Source organism: Bradyrhizobium sp. AUGA SZCCT0283 (assembly GCF_018130385.1).
Taxonomy (GTDB): Bacteria; Pseudomonadota; Alphaproteobacteria; order Rhizobiales; family Xanthobacteraceae; genus Bradyrhizobium.
The window spans coordinates 1-18,001 of the sequence record NZ_JAFCLU010000051.1; the positions used below are offsets into that span (position 1 = coordinate 1).

General features: G+C 60.8%; 18 protein-coding genes. 14 read left to right on the forward strand and 4 right to left on the reverse strand.

Annotated elements, in window-relative coordinates; translation table 11 throughout:
• Positions 1 to 448 precede the first annotated feature (448 nt).
• Positions 449 to 646, reverse strand: coding sequence for a hypothetical protein (locus tag JQ624_RS35690; protein ID WP_212423567.1), 198 nt, complete (start codon positions 644 to 646; stop codon positions 449 to 451).
• Positions 647 to 1,023: 377 nt separating this feature from the next.
• The gene (locus JQ624_RS35695) at positions 1,024 to 1,824 is read right to left on the reverse strand and encodes an outer membrane protein (protein ID WP_212423568.1); all 801 of its coding nucleotides are present in this window, start codon (positions 1,822 to 1,824) and stop codon (positions 1,024 to 1,026) included.
• Positions 1,825 to 1,943: 119 nt separating this feature from the next.
• Here JQ624_RS35695 and JQ624_RS35700 point away from each other — a divergent pair, with 119 nt between their 5' ends.
• The 7 genes from JQ624_RS35700 (at position 1,944) to JQ624_RS35730 (ending at position 6,951) form a co-directional block, all read left to right on the forward strand.
• The gene (locus tag JQ624_RS35700; RefSeq protein WP_212423569.1) at positions 1,944 to 2,279 is read left to right on the forward strand and encodes an addiction module antidote protein; all 336 of its coding nucleotides are present in this window, start codon (positions 1,944 to 1,946) and stop codon (positions 2,277 to 2,279) included.
• Between the two features lie 505 nt (positions 2,280 to 2,784).
• A complete protein-coding gene (locus JQ624_RS35705; protein ID WP_212423570.1) occupies positions 2,785 to 3,696 on the forward strand; it encodes a bifunctional DNA primase/polymerase in 912 nt (303 codons plus the stop codon).
• Positions 3,693 to 5,198: a DEAD/DEAH box helicase gene (locus tag JQ624_RS35710; protein ID WP_212423571.1), complete on the forward strand. Its 1,506-nt coding sequence runs from the start codon at positions 3,693 to 3,695 to the stop codon at positions 5,196 to 5,198. Before JQ624_RS35705 ends, JQ624_RS35710 begins: the two co-directional genes overlap by 4 nt.
• Positions 5,195 to 5,617, forward strand: coding sequence for a hypothetical protein (locus JQ624_RS35715; protein ID WP_212423572.1), 423 nt, complete (start codon positions 5,195 to 5,197; stop codon positions 5,615 to 5,617). Before JQ624_RS35710 ends, JQ624_RS35715 begins: the two co-directional genes overlap by 4 nt.
• Before the next feature lie 126 nt (positions 5,618 to 5,743).
• Positions 5,744 to 5,953 carry a hypothetical protein gene (locus JQ624_RS35720; protein WP_212423573.1) on the forward strand — a complete coding sequence of 70 codons (210 nt, stop codon included), beginning with the start codon at positions 5,744 to 5,746 and terminating at the stop codon, positions 5,951 to 5,953.
• Positions 5,954 to 5,974: 21 nt separating this feature from the next.
• The gene (locus tag JQ624_RS35725; protein WP_212423574.1) at positions 5,975 to 6,517 is read left to right on the forward strand and encodes a hypothetical protein; all 543 of its coding nucleotides are present in this window, start codon (positions 5,975 to 5,977) and stop codon (positions 6,515 to 6,517) included.
• A gap of 122 nt (positions 6,518 to 6,639) precedes the next feature.
• The gene (locus tag JQ624_RS35730) at positions 6,640 to 6,951 is read left to right on the forward strand and encodes a hypothetical protein (RefSeq protein ID WP_212423575.1); all 312 of its coding nucleotides are present in this window, start codon (positions 6,640 to 6,642) and stop codon (positions 6,949 to 6,951) included.
• A 24-nt stretch (positions 6,952 to 6,975) separates the two neighbouring features.
• On the opposite strand, the gene JQ624_RS35735 is transcribed toward JQ624_RS35730, so the two are convergent.
• Together JQ624_RS35735 and JQ624_RS35740 are read right to left on the reverse strand one after the other, a co-directional pair.
• Positions 6,976 to 7,641: a recombinase family protein gene (locus tag JQ624_RS35735; protein ID WP_212423576.1), complete on the reverse strand. Its 666-nt coding sequence runs from the start codon at positions 7,639 to 7,641 to the stop codon at positions 6,976 to 6,978.
• A gap of 445 nt (positions 7,642 to 8,086) precedes the next feature.
• Complete coding sequence (locus JQ624_RS35740; protein WP_212423577.1) at positions 8,087 to 8,704, reverse strand: chemotaxis protein CheX; 618 nt, start codon at positions 8,702 to 8,704, stop codon at positions 8,087 to 8,089.
• Positions 8,705 to 9,178: 474 nt separating this feature from the next.
• Between JQ624_RS35740 and JQ624_RS35745 the strand changes: the two genes are divergently transcribed.
• Genes JQ624_RS35745 through JQ624_RS35775 form a run of 7 tightly spaced genes read left to right on the forward strand, consistent with a single transcriptional unit; the run spans position 9,179 to position 17,827 of the window.
• Complete coding sequence (locus tag JQ624_RS35745) at positions 9,179 to 10,984, forward strand: methyl-accepting chemotaxis protein (protein ID WP_312014552.1); 1,806 nt, start codon at positions 9,179 to 9,181, stop codon at positions 10,982 to 10,984.
• Positions 10,977 to 12,560: a chemotaxis protein CheW gene (locus JQ624_RS35750; protein ID WP_212423579.1), complete on the forward strand. Its 1,584-nt coding sequence runs from the start codon at positions 10,977 to 10,979 to the stop codon at positions 12,558 to 12,560. Before JQ624_RS35745 ends, JQ624_RS35750 begins: the two co-directional genes overlap by 8 nt.
• The gene (cheB, locus tag JQ624_RS35755; RefSeq protein WP_212423580.1) at positions 12,557 to 13,681 is read left to right on the forward strand and encodes a chemotaxis-specific protein-glutamate methyltransferase CheB; all 1,125 of its coding nucleotides are present in this window, start codon (positions 12,557 to 12,559) and stop codon (positions 13,679 to 13,681) included. The genes JQ624_RS35750 and cheB overlap by 4 nt, the downstream gene beginning before the upstream one ends.
• A complete protein-coding gene (locus JQ624_RS39630) occupies positions 13,668 to 14,276 on the forward strand; it encodes a HEAT repeat domain-containing protein (RefSeq protein ID WP_312014553.1) in 609 nt (202 codons plus the stop codon). The genes cheB and JQ624_RS39630 overlap by 14 nt, the downstream gene beginning before the upstream one ends.
• Before the next feature lie 5 nt (positions 14,277 to 14,281).
• Positions 14,282 to 15,151, forward strand: a complete 870-nt coding sequence (locus JQ624_RS35765) for a protein-glutamate O-methyltransferase CheR (protein ID WP_212423581.1) — start codon at positions 14,282 to 14,284, stop codon at positions 15,149 to 15,151.
• Positions 15,144 to 15,545, forward strand: coding sequence for a response regulator transcription factor (locus JQ624_RS35770; RefSeq protein ID WP_212423582.1), 402 nt, complete (start codon positions 15,144 to 15,146; stop codon positions 15,543 to 15,545). Before JQ624_RS35765 ends, JQ624_RS35770 begins: the two co-directional genes overlap by 8 nt.
• Positions 15,542 to 17,827 (forward strand): chemotaxis protein CheA, encoded by a 2,286-nt coding sequence (locus tag JQ624_RS35775; RefSeq protein WP_212423583.1) that lies wholly within the window; start codon positions 15,542 to 15,544, stop codon positions 17,825 to 17,827. The genes JQ624_RS35770 and JQ624_RS35775 overlap by 4 nt, the downstream gene beginning before the upstream one ends.
• The last annotated feature ends 174 nt before the right edge of the window (positions 17,828 to 18,001 follow it).

Below are 18,001 nucleotides of genomic sequence, written 5' to 3' on the forward strand. Positions count from 1 at the left end.
CAATCATCCTCTCGCCGCGACCGCCGAAATGGCCATCCTGATTGTCGCTGTGTTCCCATCCAGATTGTCGCGCTACAGATAAAGCTGATTTTCCGCCGGTGTTGGAATCTGATCACACCATGCGGGCAGCACAGCACCCAAGGGTAAACAGCGTGGGCGCCCATGCCCTGGCGCCGATCGACCGGCACCGCACCCCGCAAACCGAACCCGCACCGGCGGCCTTCCCAGAGTCATTGAGGGCCGTTCCGCTTTCCGTGTCTGCATTGGTCGGAGCGGGACACGATCCCGGCGACGCGGCCTGAGGGCACGAAGAGGCCGCCAGCTGAGGCGGCCATACTACCTCAGGCGGTTACGGTCCCATGCGTCCTTAATTTCGAAGACGACAATCGTCACGATGGTCGTCACCACGATAGGTCCGGCCAATATAGCCACCAGCGTAAGCATTTTTTCAGCGGGGCGGCTGGAGGCCGGGAGAGGAAAGCCATTCCTGCATATGCGAAGCTGTCTCCGCCTGCCGGGCTTGGCGAATGAGCTGGTCGCGCATAACCCCAGGTGGCGTGCCTTGGGCCTCTTTGCGCAGGCGTTCTGCCTGCTCCGTCAAACGCTGATTGAGTGGGGTGTTTTCTTTGAAACTGCGTCGCTGCATGGCGCTGCTCCATTCCTGGAGTAGGGGGGAGCGCAACCGGCGTTCTCATCACCGATGGAAGCCACTGGCCGGGCGGTGATGGAACAATCTGGCACGTCCGGTCGCCGACATAGTGGTCAATACAGCTCACCTCGCGAAATCGTTAACAACTCAAATTAGGCCAACGTCATTTTCAAACTAGGCCACTAGGGGTCGAAACAGGCCAGTACCCCATCCCCCAGCGGCACAGACTCGCCCATGCGCTGGCGTCGATCGACCGGCACATGACAGCCTGCCGCGGGTCTGCCCACCATAGGCCGCCCCAGGTGCGTCGCTGCGAGCAAACAAAAAAGCCCCGGACAATGCCGGGGCTTTTGAGCTGCTGAAGCGAACAGGGATCAGTATCGGGCGCTGACCGGAGCTCCACCCCAATTGAAGCGGTAGACCAGCGAGGTGCTGATGGTCTGCGTCCAAGGCTTGAAAGTCACCGCAGCACCGGTCGGACCACCACCGAAGGTAGGGGTGAACGTCGTCGGCAAGGAGATGCGATCATAGAAGGCAGAGCGATACTCTGTCTTCATGAACCAGCCGGGGGCTGAGATACCGAACAAGTCCAGATTGTTCTCGACGCCGCCGCCAATAAACCATCCATTACGATCAAAGGAAGGCGTTGTGGTGATCCCAACGCCAACAGGCAGGAAGACGCTGGTCTGAGTGGTACCCGACCATTCTGAACCACTGTAGCCACCATTCACGTAAGACAGCACATTGGGAGCCACCAGATAGCCCAGGCGCACGCCCGCCGCCCAGCTCGTCTCAAGCTTCATGCGCCCTTCGGTGCCGAAGAGAGGATCACCGAGGGAGCCACGGATATCTCCGAATTGCGCATCACCGAAAATACCGGCCACCCACCGGCCTGCGAACTGCATGTCATAGCCGCCACCGACCGTTCCGAACCAGCCGCTGCCACCAAACCGCTGATCGCGGGTAATGGCAACACCACCGGGGAAGGTCTGCGCGTTGCTATCGGCGTTCCAAAGCCCGCCACCACCACCGCCGAAGATGTAAAAGCCGGTCCAGTTGTAAACTGGGGCCATGGGGGCCGGGGCCTTGGCGTAGGGACGAGCCCCGAGATCAGCCGCAGCAGCCGATCCAGTGAGAGCCGCCGTCACGGCAAGCGCTGCAATTACTTTCTTCATATGTGCACCCCAAGGCATTGTGGACCCAAATCTTAGTTCCAAACACTAAACGGATTCTCGTAAATTGCTGTAACTGGAAAGACACAGGGATAATCGAAAAGCAGACGGTAGATAAGATAATGGCGGAATTTAATCCTGAGGGCTTGAGGGATAATCCCCTGAACATTGCCGCGCACCTGAACAAGGCATTTGCGACAGACGATCTTGCGGCCATCCTCAAGGCCTTTAACGAGGTAATGCGAGCTCAGAATGTGTCGGCGCTTGCTCGCGCAACAGGCCTGCGTCGAGATCGGCTGTACAAGACGTTCGGAGGGGATATCGACCCGGACTTCAGCCGTATTCTTAAGTTACTTGAAGGCTTTGATGTTCAGGTCACAATTGTGCCTCGCAGAATAAAGAAGCCAAAACTGCCGCGACCAAAGCTTGGTCGGCCAAAAAAGCACGCTAGCCCGTGAACTGAATGAATCGAGGTAGGCTTAGCTTCTCATGCTTCATTGCTTACTCGCCAGCATAGTACGCCCAAACCAGGCACAGCATCAGAAGTGCGCCGACCGCCAAGCCGAGAACGAAGCTGTCAATCCCGGCGTTGCCGGCGGATGTAACTGCAAGACGGCTTCCCAGTCGCTTCCCAAAGCCGACAATCTGGGAAGTAAACCGGACCGACTTTCTGCCTTAAGTGATTGATTTTACTTGGTGAGCGCGGAGGAAGTCACACTTTCCTGTGGTTTCAATAGCTTGCAGTGGCCAACCTGTCGTAACGGCACCGTAGAGCCGCAAAGGCTTTTTCCCGCGGTGGCCAACCGCAACTCGCATCTGAAATTCACTGACTAAAGCCCTGGCCGGGACGTCTGCGGGACGGCGCGGCCAGGGAGCATTTTCCGGCAAGCGAACCAACATCCCGGAATATAATCCTAGCCTTGGTTTCCGCAAGCGCCGGTCCTCAATTCGAGGAGCCGATGCATGCTCAAATCCAACATCGCACCAATCCCGCGACCGACCGTGGACGCCGACGGCGATCCGGCCGGGGCCGGCATGAGCCACGACCTTCTCGCCGCGGCCATCCATTACGCCTCCCGCGGGCTGCCGGTGTTCCCTTGCTTGCCGCGCGGCAAGACGCCGGCGGTCGCGCGAGGCTTCCACGCCGCGACCACCAACCCTGCAACTATCCGCCGCTACTGGACCGATCCCGAGCGCAACATCGGGATTCCGACCGGCGTGAGCTCGGGTTTCTGGGCGCTCGATCTTGATGGCGCCGAGGGCGCGGCAACCTTGCGAGTGCTCGAGGTGAAACACGGAACCCTTCCGACGACGCGCACGGTGGTGACCTCAAGGGGTAAGCATATGTGGTTTGCGTATCCCGGTTCCATTCCCACGACCGTTGGCAGGATCGGTCCCGGTGTCGACACTCGGGGCGACGACGGCTACGTCGTCGTGCCGCCCTCTATCCATCAAACAGGCCACGGCTACGCTTTCCTCGGCGATCCATGGGCACCGATTGAACCGGCACCGGCGTGGTTGATCACTGCGGCCCGCACCAAGCCGGTCAAGTTGATCACCGAGCGGGCCGTGGCCAGCATCCGGAGGCCGCGTCTTGCCGGTGCCTACGGCCGCGCAGCCTTACTGGCTGAGGTCGCTGCGCTCGCCGCCACGCCGCCCGGCCGCCGCAATGACACGCTCAACCGCGCCGCCTTCAGTTTGTTTCAGCTGGTTGCCGGCGGCGAGCTTGTTGAAACTGAGGTAATTGCCGCGCTCCAGCAAGCCTGCCTCACGAACGGCCTCGCCAAGGACGACGGATGGCAGAGCGTGCACGCCACCATTCGCAGCGGCCGCGGCTCCGGTTTGCAGCACCCGAGATCGGGAGGCGCGCCATGACCGACGTGCTGCGCCCGTACCAGGTCGAGGTGATCGCCAAATTTTGGCGCGCGGTCGAGGCGGGGCAGCGCCGGATCATCATCGTTGCGCCGACCGCGTCGGGCAAAACGGTGATCGCGCGGGCGATTATCGAACAGGCCCGTGGCAACTGTTCTGGATCGATGTTTCTGGCGCACCGTCGCGAGATCCTCACTCAGACCAGCAACAAACTGCGCGGAATTCCGCACGGCGTCATTCGGCCCGGAGACCGACCGCGACCGCTGGAACTCGTGCAGGTCGCGAGCGTGCAGACGCTGCATCGCCGCGCCATTAAGGCAGGCACGATGGAATTGCCCGAGGCCGGCCTCGTCATCGTCGATGAATGCCACCACGTTGTGGCGCAGAGCTACCAGTCGATCATCGAGCGCTATCCGACATCGATCTTAGTCGGCCTCACCGCCACGCCATGCCGTGGCGACGGCCGCGGTCTCGGCAGCATCTTCCACACCATGATCCAATGTCCGCAGGTCGGCGAGTTGGTCGCGCAGAATTTCCTGGTTCCGACCCGCGTCTACGCGCCCGTTGATCCTGACCTGCATGGCGTTCACGTCCGGCGCGGCGACTACGTCGAAAGCGAACTCGCCGACCGCATGGACCGGCCGCAACTGGTCGGCGACATCGTCACCAACTGGATCAAATTCGGCGATCGGCGCAAAACCGTCTGCTTTGCCACCAGCGTCCGTCACTCGATCCATATCCGCGATGAGTTCATCGCGTCCGGCGTCCGCGCCGAACACATCGATGGCTCGACGCCGATGGACGAGCGTGACGCAACACTGTTGCGGTTGGCTTCTGGCAAGATCGAGGTTGTCACGAACTGCATGGTGCTGACCGAAGGCTGGGATATGCCGGCGCTCGGCTGCCTCATTCTGGCGCGGCCGACCAAGCAGCTGGGTCTCTACCGCCAGATGGTCGGCCGCGGGCTGCGGCCGGCAGCGGGCAAGACGAACTGCATCGTCATTGATCATTCCGGTGCCACCTATCGTCTGGGCTTCGCCGAGGACTTCATCGGATGGACGCTCGATCCGGATCTTCACGCCGAGAATCCGAGCCATGCCGCCCGCGATGGCGACCAGCCAGGTGGACCGAAGATCGTCGAATGCCGGGAATGTGGAGCCGCTCGCGTTGGCGGCTTGGCCTGTCTCAGCTGCGGCTATCTGCCGGCGCTCTCGCCATACTCAGTCGAAGTGATCGACGGCGATCTCGGTCTCGTCGGTTCCTCGCGCAGGGCCCGACCCAATCCCGATGATCCCGGCATCCGTGGCGAATGGCACGGCATGCTGGGCGCGATCGCGGCCGAGTGCGGCTACAAGCCGGGATGGGTTGCGCACCAGTACCGCACCCGGTTCGGTAATTGGCCGCCCTATGGGGCGGAGCCGGTGCCGCGCGAGCCATCGATCGAGGTCAGGCGCTGGGTGAAGTCGCGGATGATCGCCTATGCCCGGGGGAGGCGATCCGCATGAAAAAAAGGCGCACCGCGGCGAACCGTTATGTCCGGCTCACCTACTGCATGATGCAGAGCCGGGCTTGGCGGAGTCTCGACCGTAACGCGCACGCCATCTACGTCGAACTTGCCATGCTCTACTGCGGCACCAACAATGGCCAGATCGGATTCTCGGCACGGCAAGCGGCCCAGGCCATACAGGTTTCAACGGCTACTGCCGCCCGGGCACTGATCCAGTTGCAAGACCGCGGTTTCATCGTCGCCGTGACCAAGGGACACTTCGCCCTCAAGCGCCAGGCGACACGCTGGCGGCTCACCGAGTTCGATTGCGACATCACTGGCCAGCCGGCTTCTCGTGACTTCGAGGCGTGGTGCAGCGCCGACATTCTTCCGCTCGATTCCAGTCGAGAGAGAGCAAAGTGGGGTACAGATGGATAGCTATAGACTGTCTCGCCCACGAGACTATGCATGGTCTCACCCACGAGACTGTAGGAGACCTCCAGCCTCACCCATGAGACTACATAGTCTCACCACACGCACTGTTAGTCTCACCCACGAGACTGCGTGGTCTATTTCTCGGTCAATGACATCACCGACCCTGGGGGCCGGCTGATGGGCAAGCGATCCAACTTCGAGCGCCGGGAGGCTGATTTCCATCCGAGGCCGCGGGCGGCAGCGCCGCTGATCCCGTATTTGCGCGCCGGCGCCGTCAAGACCTTTGCGCCGTGTGCCGGCGACGGGTGTGTTGGCGCGACGGCGAGTCTAACAGGATGATTGTTAGGTGGAGGCGACAGGATGGTGATTGCCAATCCGCATGTTTTGCTCGAAATGCCCGATGAACCGGACTGCCGCTTTGTTGCAGCTTGGCTCACCAAGGTGGCGGAAGCCCAGAGTCTGTGGTCACAGGCGTTGAACGAGCATCGATTTGCTGACCACGTGCAGCTTCTTCACGCGGACGGTATCCCTGACCTCACAGCCGCCGCGTTGGAGATCTTTGGAGAATTGGAGCACCGCTGCCACGTTGCGGCGCTTAGTCTTTACTCGGACGAAAACGGCCTTCTCGCCCGTGAGTTTGGGCTGCTGGCGCAGCTCGGGCTTTTCGTCGTCAAGGGCCAGAGCTACTGGATGGCGATTCCAGAAGAGGTTATCCTAAGGGCGGTGAAACGGGCGGCCTTCAATGTGCTGTCAACGGCAGAAGATTGGGGCGACGGCGTCGAGGTAGTTCAACCCGAGCGTCTGCACACGTTTTCCGTAATGGAAGCTGAAGCTTGGCGATTAAGGTTGATCATGATCCGCCGTTTTGGTGCCAGTACCGAACGTCATCGATCAGTGCAGTGATTGCCATCGCGGTCCGGGATCGAAAATTTCTTCCTGTTCCAACTTGCCACGGGAGAGGTAGTTCAAGCGCGGAATTGGGAGTCGGATCAGGCGCTTAAGACGCGGTTATCGGGAGAGCCTCTATGGGAAGGCCGATCGGCAGTGTGAATCGCGAAAAGCCGTTCAACGAGGCGCTGAGGGTAGCGCTCTTGAGCCACCCGCTTCGACTTCGCAGGATTGCGGAAAAACTCACCGAAAGGGCGGAGGAGGGCGATCTCGCAGCCATCCGGGAACTTGCTGACCGCCTCGACGGAAAGCCCGCTCAGGTCGTCGATCGCCGTGATGCTGTTGCTGAAGAGTTGAGTGATGCCGAGCTTTACCTCATTGCTTCGGGCGGGTTGCCGCCAAAACCTCAGGTGTTGCTGATTCCGCCCGCTCGAAAGGTCAAGGGCTGATTGCGACGGCGAGGTAGCCGCGCATCAAGCTGGAGAGAGGTCAAGGCGATGCAGCAGTCGGATCACCTGCGTGGCCTGCCACTGGCCTCCGCGCGGCGCGGAGATCTTTCGCTCGTTTAGGACTGCTGAAATCTGCTTCGCCGGAAGGCGACGAAGTGGTTCGATGATGGATCGAAGATGTGTCGCACGTTCTTCAGCTTCGGCCTTCCGGATGTTGCCGATGTCAGGATTGCCCAGCCGTTGGCCGCGAGCCTTAGCAGCGGCAATGGCTTCCTTGGTCCGCTGTGCGATCCGGTTGCGTTCCTTCTCGGCGACGGCCGCGTGAATGTGCAGCATGAACGGATCTACATCGGGGCCAAGTTCGGCGACGATGAAGGGAACGCGTTGCAGACCGCTGATGAAATGAACGTCGCGGCTTAGTCGGTCCAGCTTGGCGATGATGACTGGCGCGGCACGTGCCTTGCTGCCTTTGCCGAGCTTCCTGGCGAACTTCATAGCTGCCGCCAGTTCTGGCCGGCGCTCCAGTGCGTCCGCACCCTTGCCGGTTTCTACCTCACGGTACTCGGCTTCAATCACGTAGCCGTGCTGTGCGCAGAACAATCTGATGGCAGTCTGTTGCGCCTCTAAGCCCAATCCACTTCGGCCTTGTTTGGGTTTTGAAACGCGGATGTAGGCAACAGCGGAGCGCATAGAATTTTTATTCTCCTAAAAATTACAACTGGTCGAACGTTCACATGTAAACCGTTGATGTTTACGACCGCAATGTCGTAGCTGAAAACTGACAATTACTTTTGTAGGGTTCAACGTGGCTCGCGGCTCGTATCGCCTTTCTGGCAGCGTGCAATCTGAGACGGAGTGGCTCGTGCGATTAGTCCCGCGATCGTGCTTTTCGGCACCCCTGGGGAGGGAAAAACTTTCTGAAAAGCATTCTTAGTTTTGAAATGTGGCTGCCGACATTGTATCCCCGAGCTATTGTCGACGAGAGTGCTGGCGAGGATCGAGCGGGCTGTGTAACGGGGAGCGGCTCGAGAAGGATGAGGACGGTTCTACAACAGGACGCGTGCTTCGCGGCTGGGAATGGTAATGGCGGAGCCTCTAACAAATGTTGCATGCCGGATTCGTGTGGTGTTTCCAACTAGCTGACAGATTTCACGAAGCCGGCAATTAGTGTCCTGAGCTCATCCAGCGATGGGATGTCCATGAGCAGGGCGACATAACCGCCGATTTCCTTCTGACGGATCTCGAACTTGATATGCAGGAACAGGACGAGGGTGGAGTGAGGGCTCTCGAACATCTGATTGCTGTCGCCGCGGATCACGATCGGAAGAGACATTTTGAGCCCGCTCTTCAGCAAGTTGGCGATGGTCGCGACCCAGCTGTTCAGAATGATATTGCCGGTTTCAGCCAGGGCCTCATCTTCGAGATCCACGATGTCATCGAGTGGGAGCTCTCGGCCAACTACGGCGCGCACCAGTTCGAGGCTATTCCGCTCCGGAAAGATAAGCATCGCCCGGCCAGAGAACGCCCCGGCGAAGTCTTGCCGGACGGCAACCAACTTGGGATTGTCTGGCTTGGCTACCAGTAGTGCTGCCGCGGCGCTGGTAAGGATTTCGACTGACGGAACTGACAGTAGAACCTCGTTTTGAACCATCTGGCGCAAGCTGTTGGCCGCTTTTGCCATCGCAATATTCGACAGTTCGGCCAGAGCATCCCGCTCAAGGTCGCTGAGGGGTACAAACGGATCGGACGGCATGTAATCTGCTCCAACTTCTGCTCGAACGGAGCGATCGCTTGAGATTGACTTCCTAACACCACAGGGGTGACTTTGGCCGGTTTCCCAGTTTGGGACTCGCGCGACGCTTCGTCGTTTTACCTTGTATCGGCGTGTGAAGAGTGCGTAGTTTAGCGGTCAAATATTCCCATTTTCATGCCGAATCCACTGGCAAACTTAAGAATACAGGTTCCGATGCGGAAAAGGCCTGCCACGACTGGACGCACGAAGGCACGTTCCCGGCAAGGGAGCGGGAGCGTACCGCCCTCGAAAACCGGAGCGCAAGACGGGGACGGCGCAACTGCCTCCAAAACTCTAGCGGCCAGTGGTCCAAGATCCCTGATGAAGACTTCCGAACTAGGGGCGGGCAAAGTGGACTCGCGTCGCCTTGTGCCGCAGTCAGCTTCGAAACCGACATCGCCTTCGACGCGTCGCAAGCCGGGGCCAACCAGGATAGTGAGCAACCGGCAAGAGAAGATCGAAGAGCGGATCGCGGCAGCAACGGAGGAACTCGCGGCGGGACTGACCGAGGCGGCCTCCGCCGCCGAGGAACTACGCCGCTCGATGGAGCAAATCGCCAGCGGAGCGGAGGAAGCTGCCAGCGCCGCTCAGGAAACCCTGGCGGTGGCTACCAACACGGCGGCGACGCTGGTTCAAGCGCGGGATCGCGCCGAAGGCGCGCGACGGCGAACCGAGGCTGTTGAATCGCTTCTGCTCGAGACGTCGAGTCAAATCGGAACCTGGGCCGGCAATATCAAGCACAATGGCGACCGCCAGGCCGGCACCGTCGATATCATGGCGCAACTAAGCGAACAGGCGGCGAGCATAGGCGATGTCACCAAGACCGTCAGCCAGGTTTCCGACCAGACTAATTTACTGGCGCTGAATGCGGCGATCGAAGCGGCGCGTGCGGGCGACCACGGCCGCGGCTTCGCAGTCGTGGCCGACGAAGTTCGGGCACTGGCAGAAACCTCGGAAAAAAGCGCGCAAGACGTGCAAAGCCTCGCCGCCCAAATCGAAACCCAGGTGGGCTCGATGGCGTCGATCATCAAAACGGCGGCGACCACCGCGATGGATGAGGCCCAAAAGAGCCAGACCGTCATCCTGGCGCTGGGCGAACTTCGCAGGGAAGTCGGCGCTTTGGCCGAAGGCAGCCAATCCATCGCGGTGGCGACACTGGAGGCTGAATCAGCAGCGCGCGAGGCGCAAAAGGGCGCTGAGATCATTTCCGCTGCTGCTGAAGAGCAGGCTGCTGCTGCGGCGGAGGCGCTTCGCAGCGTTGAACAGCAGGCCGGCGTGCTCGACGAGAGCCAAGTCGCATCCCGGTCCCTGTCCGTCCTTGCCACCGACCTCAAAATGGCTTCGACCAGCGCCGATCAGCTCGCCTCCGCGGCCGAGCAGCTCTCCACCGCGGTTCAGGAAATGTCGGGATCGGCTGCGCAGATCATGACTGCGGTCGATCAGATCAGCCGCGGTGCGCAACAGCAGGCTGCCGCGACCCAGCAAGCCAGCGCGGCGATGAACCAGGTAGAAAAGACCGCGCTATCTTTCCGCGAGAGCGCCGTCGCATCGATGGAGCGCACGCAGCGGATGGACGCCATGCTCGGCGAATGCCGCTCGCAGATCACCGACCTGTCGCAGGGCGTGATGCGATCGATTGAAACGACGCGTCAAAGCCTCGATATGATTGCCGGACTTGAGAACATCAGCGCCAGTATCGACAAGATTGTCGATGGAATCAGCATGGTGTCGATTCAGACCAACATGTTGGCCGTAAACGGCTCGGTCGAAGCCGCGCGCGCAGGTGAATTCGGCAAGGGGTTCGCCGTCGTATCGAAGGACATCCGCAGCCTCGCCCGCGATTCCAGCGAGAATGCCGCGCGCATCAAGGAGACCGTTCGCGCGATCCAGGGGCAGATTGCGGCCGTGCGCCGCGAACTGGAGCGCGTGATTGGCAGCGCTGAGATGGAAAACCAGAAGACCGATGCTGTGCTGGCCGGCTTCGAGATCGTGCAAAAGGACGTCGCCCAGATCGCCGCCGGCAACGACCAGATCGCGACCAGCGCCAAAGCGATCCTCGCTTCGATGAAGGACGTCAGTCAAAGTGCGCGCCAGGTCGCCTCGGTCGCCGAGGAAGCCGCCAGCGCGTCGGCCCAGGCGGCAGCGGCTGCCAAGCAGCAGGCGAGAGGAACAGAAGATCTCGCAGCGGCTATCGAGGAGATTGCCTCCCTGGCCGAAACCATTCAGAGCCGCGATGGCTAGCAGACGGGAACAGACTCGGAAGAAGGCCCAGCTTTCGACAGACAGAGCTGCGCTTGTCGCGCCAGATACCGATGAGGTACTCGAAGATCTCCTGGTATTCCAGCTTGCGGAGGAGCCCTTCGGTCTGCGTCTTAACGTTGTCGCGGAAATCATCCGGCCGCCGGTTCTGGCTCATATGCCACTCGTACCGCCGAGCCTGCTTGGATTGGCCAATCTTCGCGGCATCGTGATGCCGGTCGTGAGCCTGCGGGCTCTGCTGCATCTGCCGGACATAGCAATGGACAAGTCGACACGCGTGATCGTCGTACGCGGCGACAATCCGGTCGGGTTCGTCGTCGACGGCATCCGCGGTCTGTTGGCAGTAGCCACCGACCGACTTGAAACGGACGACAGCGGCACCGACGCCGTTGGTCCCGCACTGCTGGACGGGGTCATCAAAGGCGCCGAAGGCGAAAGCCCGATCAAGCTGTTGAGTCCTTGGCGTCTTCTGCACGGGCAATTCGTTCGGCTCGGTACTTCTTCGGCGCCGACAGAAACCCGGACATCGTTCGCCAAAAGCGGGCCTGCCGGGACGCCAGCGAAAGCGCTGATCTCGCTGTTGAGTTTCTATCTCGGCCAGCAGGAATATGCTTTGCCGATTGATCGGGTGCGAGAGATCATTCCGCTGCCGGCCCACGTCTCGGAATTGCCCCGTCCGGAAACCGCCGTGTTGGGTGTGGTGACGCTGCGGGACCGTCTCCTGCCGCTGGTGTCGCTGCGGACATTACTGGGTCTGCCGATCGGCGATCAACACGGACCGCGCGGCAAGGTCGTTGTCATGTCGATCGGCGAAGGCACCGTGGGAATTGTGATCGATGCGACCCGGGAGATTCTCCGTCTCGATCTGGACATGGTCGACCCCGCGCCGACTTTGCTGACGCGCGGGGAGGGGGACGCAGAGATTACGTCGATTTGCCGGCTCGACGGCGGACGGCGATTGGTCGCGTTGCTGTCGCCTGACCGGTTGTTTCGGTCGGAGCTTGTTCAGCGTATCCTAGACGAGCAGGGGGCCAGCGAACCCGGGTTGCAACCTGAAACGAACGCCATGGCAGACGAGCAATTCATTATTTTCCGGCTGGGCAATCAGGACTACGGCATTCCGATTGCCGCGGTAAGCGAGATCGCCCGCCCACCCGAGCACATCACCCGGTTGCCGAAATCACCCGCCTTCATCGACGGGGTGATGAACTTGCGCGGCAGCGTCGTGCCGATCGTGGACCTGCGGCGTCGTTTTGATCTGAACGGGACGGAACAGCTCGGTTCCCGTCGCATTCTCATGCTGGCGATCGGCGGGGTGACCGCGGGATTCCTTGTCGACAGCGTCTCCAGGATCATGAAAGTACCGATCGATGCCATTTGTCCGGCGCCCGAACTTTCGCCCGAACAGATGCGGCTGATCTCGCGCCTGGTCAATCTTGAGGCCAGCGGTCAACTGATCCTGCTCGTCGATCCCGCACAGCTACTCGATCAGGTCGAGGCTGATCTTCTCGCAAAGTTCGCCGGTTCCAGACTAGATGCACCCGTGACCGTTTCGTGATCCGGCTCTTGATCGCTGACGACTCGGCCCTGATGCGGAAGTTGCTCGAAGGCATCTTCACCGCAGAGGGTGACTTCGACATCCGCACGGCTCGCAACGGCAATGAAGCCCTCGAACTGGTTCGTGCTTTCGATCCGCAGGTCGTAACGCTCGATGTCCAGATGCCCGGCATGGACGGCTTGACTTGCCTTAGCCGGATCATGATCGAGGCGCCGCGGCCAGTCGTGATGATTTCCTCGCTGACAGCGGAAGGCGCCGAAGCGACGCTGGAAGCGATTGAACTCGGCGCGGTCGATTTTATCGCCAAGCCAGGTGGCGCGGTTTCACTGGAGATCGATCGCTTGCGACCGCTGCTGGTGGAAAAGGTTCGAGCCGCATCCGGCGCCCGGATCCGGCGGACCCTGCGGCTGACTGAACGCGTTCGCCATCAGATTCGCGGCGCAGGGCTGGCGTCGCGACCCCGCCCAAGCCGCGTCTCACCGTCACCGGTCGCAAAGATCGGGAAAGTCGGTATGAAGCCCGGGAGTGCCACGCTTCCGGGACTCGTGCTGATTGGCACCTCCACCGGCGGCCCGGCGGCGCTCGATATCGTGCTGCCGCAACTACCGGCGGATTTTCCCTGGCCTATTCTTGTCGCCCAACATTTGCCGGCGAGTTTCACCGGGCCCTTTGCCAAACGACTTAACCGGGAATGCGACCTCGATGTCGTCGAGGTCAATCGACCGATGCCCCTGAAGCCCGGCACCATCTACATCGGGAAGGGCGATGCCGACGTAATGGTCGCACCTCGGGCGGCCGGCGTCATCGCGATGCCGGTGCCGGCCAAGGGTAGCTATTTATGGCATCCAAGCGTGGAACGCATGGTGGCCAGCGCGCTTGATCACCTCGAAGCCTCTCACCTGGTCGGCGTCATGATGACGGGAATGGGCAATGATGGCGCCGAGGCGATGAAACGTCTGCGGCTCACCGGTGGGCGTACCATCGCCGAAGCCGAGTCCAGCGCAATCGTCTGGGGCATGCCGGGTGAACTGGTGAAGAATGGTGGTGCCGAGGCGGTACGGCCGCTGGAAGATATTGCCGAAACGATCATTGAAATGGTGAATTCCTGTGCCGCTAATTAGAGGCAAAAAGGGCGGAGCAAGCTGCGAGACGTCAGACCTCCGGCAGGCCGCTTTGGACAGTCCTGATGCGGACAGCCGCTGGACGGCGGCTCGCGCGCTTGCGGGGCAGGCGGACGCAGTGCCGGCGCTTGCCGTGGCTCTCGCCCGCGAGCCGATCCCCCGCGTGCGCGAAGCCATGATGACGGCGCTGATCCGCATCGGCAATGCGGCCAGCATCGAGGTGTTATTGCCATACCTGCGGTCGCAGGAGGCCAGTGTACGGGCTGCGGCGATCGAAGCGTTGCAGGCGCTGCCTGAGGCTATCGCGCCGTTCATGTCGCCGCTGTTGAACGACGGCGATTCCGATGTACGCCTGCTTGCGACCGAACTGGCGCGCAACATGGAGGCTTCCGAGGCCACTCGCCTGCTTTGCGAGTTGATCGAGCATGAGCACCACCCGAACGTCTGCGCCGCGGCGATCGATGTCCTGACCGAGGTTGGAACGCCGGAAGCGCTTCCGACATTGGAGAGGTGTTCGGCGCGCTTTGCTGCGACGCCGTTCCTGCCGTTCGCGGTTTCCATAGCGATGAGCCGCATATCGGGCGAAGAAAGCTAGACCCGATGGACGATTCAAAGGAAGGATCGTCGTTTGCCGTGCATATTTCTCCGGAGCAGGTCCAGCGCTTCTGCGAATTTCTTTACCGTCGCACCGGTATGTCGTTTGCGGAGAGCAAGCGATATTTCATCGATCGGCGCCTCGAGGACCGCATCACTGCAACCGGCTCATCGTCGTTTCAGGAATATTTCTCGTTGCTGAGGGCTGATGCCGATCAAGAGATCGAGCATCTGATCAACTCCTTCACCGTCAACGAAACCTATTTTTACCGCGAGGAACATCAGCTTCGCTGCATGACTACGAGCCTGCTGGAGGCCATTGTCTGCCAAAAGAAGCCGGGCTCTACATTACGGATCTGGTCGATCCCGTGTTCGACAGGGGAGGAGCCTTATTCCATCGCACTCTGGCTGATGGAGAACTGGCCGCAGGTGGACAGCTACAATATCGAGATCGTCGGTTCGGATATCGACACCCGCGCGCTCAAGGCCGCCGCCGAAGGCATCTATGGCGATCGCGCGCTGATGCGGTTATCCCACGATATTATCGGGCGTTATTTCGGGCCGGTCACCGGCGGCAACCATCAGATCGACGAGGGCCTCAGGAATTCCATCGAATTTACGCGGGCCAATCTGATCGATACCAAGGATATGACGCAGTATCGCGATTTCGATCTCATCTTCTGCCGCAACGTCCTGATATATTTCGACGACGCATCGCGCCGGCTCGCCGCGGAAAATCTCTATGATTGCCTGCGGCCGGGCGGCTACATTTGTCTCGGTCATTCGGAGAGCATGAGCCGGATCTCCCCGCTGTTTCGTGTATCCCGGTTTCCCGACGCGATCGTCTATCAAAGGCCGGAGGCAGATCATGGCTGACACGGCAACGCCGGCCAAAGCAAAGGTTCTGGTGGTCGATGATTCCTCGCTGGTGCGGCTTTACTACCGGTCTGCGCTAGAGATCGCAGGCTTCGAGGTCAAGCAGGCGATCAATGGCATCGAGGCAATGGAGAAGGTATTGTCGGAATCATTCGATCTGGTGATCGTCGACGTCAATATGCCACGAATGGACGGCTTCACCTTTTTGCGGTTGCTACGATCCGGCGCGGCTGCTGATGTATCGACGCTTCCGGCGTTGATGATTTCGACTGAGTCCGGTGAGCAGGACATGGCGGAAGCCAGAGTGGCCGGTGCCAATTTCTACCTCGTGAAGCCGGTGGCGGAGGCCGAACTGGTTCGGCATGTCTGTGTTCTTGCGGGAGTCGCGCTGTGAGCGCCCTTGAGGACCAATTTGTTGCCGAAGCGCGCGAGCTTATCCGACAGGCTACGGACAATCTTATCGCGCTGGAGCGCGACGGCATGTCGCCTGAGCGGATCGATAGCGTGTTTCGTGCGTTTCACACGCTGAAGGGGTCTGCGGGCGTGGTCGAGCTGCCGGCCATGAGCATTGTGCTCCACGCCGCCGAGGATCTGCTGGACAGCGTACGGCATGGAACGCTTGGGGCCGGCGCCGAGATCGTCGATGCAGCGTTGACCTGCCTCGATCAGGTATCGCACTGGGTCGACACGTTCGAGGCCGCCGGGGCGTTGCCGTCCCGAGCCGGGGAAGACAGCCGCGTAATGGCGCAACGGTTGCGATCGTTTCTGCCGCGTCGAGGTGATGAGCAGCCAGCGGCGTCCGTACCAGATCTTCCGAACGACGCAGGTCAGGGGCTGTTGCCCGAATGGGTCTCGCAGCTGATCGCGGCGGAGCGCGATGCGATCACATCGCGGATGCCGGAGGGGCCAATGACGGCGACGGCAATTTCATATGAGCCTTTCGCGGGCTGCTTCTACAATGGCGACGATCCGGTTCATCTGATGCAGCAGGTGCCGGGCCTGCTGGCATTTCAAATCGAGCCGCGTGAACCTTTTGTGCCGCTTGCGGATATCGATCCCTACGCCTGCAATCTGCGCTTGCGGGCCATTTCGATCGGCAATCGAGACGAAATTGCTGCGCTGTTTCGGCTGGTGCCCGATCAGACACAGATCATCAGCGTGCCGCCAGAAGCGTTTCCTGCCGCGGAGGTGCACGTTGGATCCGGCAACAAATCCCTGATCTGCAAGGTCATCGAGGCGCAATGCGAACTGTTGCGTGTACCGGATCGAGCGGACGAATTGGCGGGCTGCATTGGCGCAGTGGCACGCGTGGCAGAAAATGCCTTGCGCCACGGCGAGCGTCTGGACTTGGCCGATACTGTCGGGCGCGCCGGCGCTCTGGCGCTGGCGCAGCAGGACGCCGGACCATTGTTGTCTGCGCTTGAAAGGGCACTTGCGGCCTTCGCCAGCCCCCCTTCAACAGCCGTCAACGGCGTATCCCAAGCAGCATCCGAAAGACCGGCCGATCGCGTGCTCCGCGTCGGCGAGGCGAAAATCGAGGCCCTGGTCAATTTGGCGGGTGAACTCGTGGTCGCAAGAAACGCTCTGTCTTATTCGCTCAGGCAAGTCGAGCGGAAGCTTGACGGCAGCGAGGTCGCCAGGTCAATCCAGCGCGACCGTGATGCCATCGATCGTCTGGTGACTGAATTACATGGCTCGGTCCTGCAGTTACGGATGGTGCCGGTCGCTCAGCTGTTTGGATCTTTTCCTCGGCTGGTGCGCGACGTCGCCAGGCAGCTCGACAAGAAGGTTGCGCTTGCTACGAGCGGAGAGGCTACGGAAGTCGACAAGACCATCATGGACCGTCTATTCGAACCCATGGTGCATCTGGTGCGCAATGCCCTGGACCACGGTGTCGAAAACCCCGGGCAACGGCGCGCGGCAGGGAAATCAGAGGCTGCGAAAATCTCGATCGCGGCATCCCGGAGCGGAGACCGCCTGCTGGTTGAAGTTGCGGATGACGGCCGCGGCATCGATCCCGCGGTCGTGCGGCGCAAGGCCTTCGAAAGGCAGATATTGCCGCCCGATGAACTGGCCGGCCTGACGGACGAGGCGGCTGTCGATCTGGTTTTCTCGGCCGGATTTTCGACCGCATCAATCGTATCGGATATTTCCGGCCGCGGATTCGGGATGGATGTGGTCCGCACCGCAATTGAGCAGATCGGCGGCAGGGTTTCGCTGGAGAGCAAAGTGGGAGCCGGCACCACGGTTCGGCTCGATCTGCCGATGACTATCGCGATGTCCCGGATCATGGTGGTAGAGGCAGGAGGACAGTCATTCGGAATTGCCATGGAAGCGGTGTCCGAGACGGTGCGTGTCCCGCCTGACCGGGTGAGCACGATCAAGAACAATGATGGTTTCGTTTTGCGTGATCGCGTGGTGCCGATCATTTCGTTGGCCGAGCTGATGAAGCTGCCCGGGCGAAAGAGGGATGCCGCCGAGCCGAGACTTTTGGTCGTTACGGAAGCGGCCGGCAAGATAGCCGCCTTCGAGATCGACGCGGTCCGCGACCGCCTGGATGTGGTGCTCAAGCCGATGCAGGGGCTGCTGTCCGGGGCACGCGGCTATGCCGGGACGACATTGCTGGGCAATGGACAGGTCCTGCTGGTCCTGGACATGAAGGAGATACTGCCTTGACCATTCGTCGTGGCGATGAGGGTATCATAGTCCTTGACGGCGTGTGCGCCGTGGAAGATGCCGAGTCCCTCTTGCAGATGCTCCAGGCAACACCGGGTGCGATAATCGACTGGACACAATGTCGCCAACTCCATACGGCCGTACTCCAGGTCATCATGGCTTCGGACAACAGCC